Annotated in this window: 2 protein-coding genes and 1 pseudogene; all 3 read left to right on the forward strand. The window is 37.8% G+C overall.

Going from position 1 to position 3,134, the window contains the following annotated elements; all coding sequences use genetic code 11:
* Positions 1–73 precede the first annotated feature (73 nt).
* Positions 74–472 (forward strand): annotated as a pseudogene (locus F7D20_RS07370) (chorismate-binding protein); the annotation flags it as partial.
* A 277-nt stretch (positions 473–749) separates the two neighbouring features.
* On the forward strand, positions 750–1,625 hold the full coding sequence (locus F7D20_RS07375; protein ID WP_158463470.1) for a peptidoglycan-binding protein: 876 nt from the start codon (positions 750–752) through the stop codon (positions 1,623–1,625).
* On the forward strand, positions 1,597–2,373 hold the full coding sequence (locus F7D20_RS07380; protein ID WP_158463471.1) for an XAC2610-related protein: 777 nt from the start codon (positions 1,597–1,599) through the stop codon (positions 2,371–2,373). Before F7D20_RS07375 ends, F7D20_RS07380 begins: the two co-directional genes overlap by 29 nt.
* Positions 2,374–3,134 lie beyond the last annotated feature (761 nt).

Raw genomic sequence — 3,134 nt, forward strand, 5'->3', positions numbered from 1 at the left:
CGTACGTACGGTGCAATGAGAGGTGCTGGGGGTAACTCCCCACATCTACTCTATTATATGATATGATAAGCAGATGAGCGATAAAAAAGAAGCTGCCGAACATGCTACCATTGTGGATCTGATTCGCAATGACCTTAGCCGTGTGGCAGAGCATGTAAAGGTGGATAAATACCGTTATATTGATGTGCTCCATACCAATAAGGGGAATATTCTCCAGACCAGTTCTGAAATAAGCGGCAAGTTACCAACCGACTATCAAAAGCACATCGGAAACATATTGGATGCAATGTTGCCCGCAGGTTCCATAACAGGTGCGCCAAAGGACAAGACTATGGAAATAATCCACGAAGCGGAAGGCTATGACCGTGGATTCTATACAGGAATCATGGGTATATATAATAATGGTGAACTCAACTCGGCTGTAATGATACGCTTTCTTGAAAATGACGGTCAGGGAACGTATTTCAAGGCATACCGCCAAGGATTTTTCTTGCCGTGCCATAGTCGGAGGAAGTTAGTCTGAGGTACGAGGACTGTTTTTCTGCGACGACGGCTGACTTTTATATAGAAGTTGCATACCGTATTGACAGCTTAAAGTCGTTTGAACTGACACTTTGACATAATTAAATTCCCCAAATATAATAGGCATGATGTTTGTAATGTTTATAAATGAATTTTGAATGATACGACTCAGCCAACAGTCCCGACTAAGCCGCAGAGGATTAAAAGGGACTTAAAACAATATATATATGAGTACTGAAACAAGTGTTAAATCTGTATCGCGCGAGGCACCATCAATCTATGCAATCCAGCAAGGTTCGGCATATTTGAAAGTTGGTGACGTAGGTGATTCTGTTCTTACATGTAGAGGTTTGCTCAATCAAAAAGGCTATTCCTGCAATTTGACAAGCGAAACTTATGATTCAGTTTTGAAGAGTGTTGTCGCAAAATTCCAAAAAGATTTCGGATTGACCAGCGACGGATTGTTGGGACAGTCAAGTTTAGCTGTCTTACAGGACAATGTGAGTGATACAGAATGGCTAGTTGACGGTGTTGTGAATATTACAGCAGGAAAATTGGCTCGTATGGGTTTCGGTAAGGAAGTTTTAAAACCAGCCAATGTTACGGCTCTGAATGAGGTATGTAACCGTTACCACATTACTTCTAAGACCAAAGTCAGACACTTTCTGGCCCAAGGTTTTGTTGAGACGGACAAAGGAAGAACCTTTACTGAGTACATTTATGTGCCAGGAAAGACCAAAAGTGAATATGATAAGCAGTACCAACGATATGCACCATACTGTGGTGGAGGCTTTATGCAATTGACTTGGAAGGACAATTACACTGCATTCTACAATTACATGAAAGATACGCTGAAGGTTACTGATGAGGAGATAAAATCTCCAGCGGAATATGCCACTCAGCATGTTGCTAAGAATTATACCTTTGAGAGTGCAGGTTGGTATTGGGATGTGTTCAAAGATATTAATACCAAAATATCTCAATGGGCTTCTTTATCAGCAGACGCAACTGTTACAAAGGTTACGCAAGAGATTAATGGTGGGACAAATGGCTTGCAAGCAAGAAAGGATGCATATGCAAAATCAAAGAAGATATTTAAATAGACAAAATGGAGGTGTGCCAAACTTGGCACACCTCTTGTTACTATTCATTATGATATTGGTTATACCAATATCGTGTATATCATGCCAACAAAATAAGCGTGTTGTACCAATAAGTAAGCATAATGACAGTATTCATGCCAAGATTCCTAACGATACATCATTGATTCATAGCGATACATCATTGGAGGGAAAAAAAATCCATATAGATAATACTGTGACAATAGACAGTATAACTCATTTGCCTGACACCAATAAAATCTTCGTTTTTAGAGATGAAAAAAAAATTCAGACTATCATATATAAATATAATTGGGAAGAATATGGCTCTCCTACCATAGGACGAGATTCAATAGGCAAAATTGATTTTGTGGATGTTGATTTTGATGGAAACAAAGACCTTTTAATCTACAAAGGAGGTTTCGGAAATCAAGGGGCCGATATTTATGATTGTTTCCTATGGAATGACAACAAACATCAATTTAAAATTGCCCCTTCGTTTTCTTATATATTGAATCCCTCAATAGATAATAGACAGAAATGTATATATTCTTTCTCCAGAGAAAATGCTTCTTCTTACGTTAATGTGAAATATAAATTTCAAAATGGGGAGTTTCGTGCTATTTCAACTTTGAAGGAGAAGGTTGATAATGGCAAAATGGTGTATATATTAGAAACTTCACAAAATGGTGTTTTGCACAAAAAAATATTGCGGTCTGCAGATTTGGGAGAATGGAAGAAAAAATATTAACAAAGTAAGGGTGTTGCCACTTATTCGTATAGTCATAATAATGTTGTTCACTAATATGTGATGAGCGATATTATTATGACTACGATAATAATAGGGATGAGAAATTTTATAGAGAAACATATTGGAGGTACACTACTTTCATGCCGTTTGGATTGTGCGATAAAAATGGAACTGCGAGTTGTGGCTATAAAAGTCAGCCGTTGTCAGCACGGCAAACAAAGAAAAGTCCTTGGCAGTATAGTCTTGAAGTATTTCAAGGCATACCGCCAAGGATTTTTCTTGCCGTGCCATAGTCGGAGGAAGTTAGTCTGAGGCACGAAGACTGTCTTTCTGCGACGACGGCTGACTTTTATACAAAACACACGAAAGGATGAGAATATGCAAACGAAATAGACCATTCAAAACAGAAACCCTTACCACATATGTTTGAATGGATTGAAATGGAAATAGCAAAGAATGGAGAAGAATATGGTTTAATAAAAATAGATTTATCCAAGCAAAAAATCGAGGATAAAAAATCTTAAAACATTCTTTATTCCCGATTAAATATCGTACCTTTGCAACCGAAAGAGTTCTTTGGATGGTTATGCAAATCACAGCAGGATGCTACATTCTGTTTATTTCTAATTCGTAACCTCTTCTTTTTATGAGATAAAAACTTATCTCATTCTCAATCACTTATAAAAAATACGTACTTTCGGTTATAGAAAGCGGTCTATGGTACGCATTGCATTCGGGAAACAGCGTCTGGCTATAAGTCG

This window comes from Segatella copri (genome assembly GCF_009495355.1).
Taxonomy (GTDB): domain Bacteria; phylum Bacteroidota; class Bacteroidia; order Bacteroidales; family Bacteroidaceae; genus Prevotella.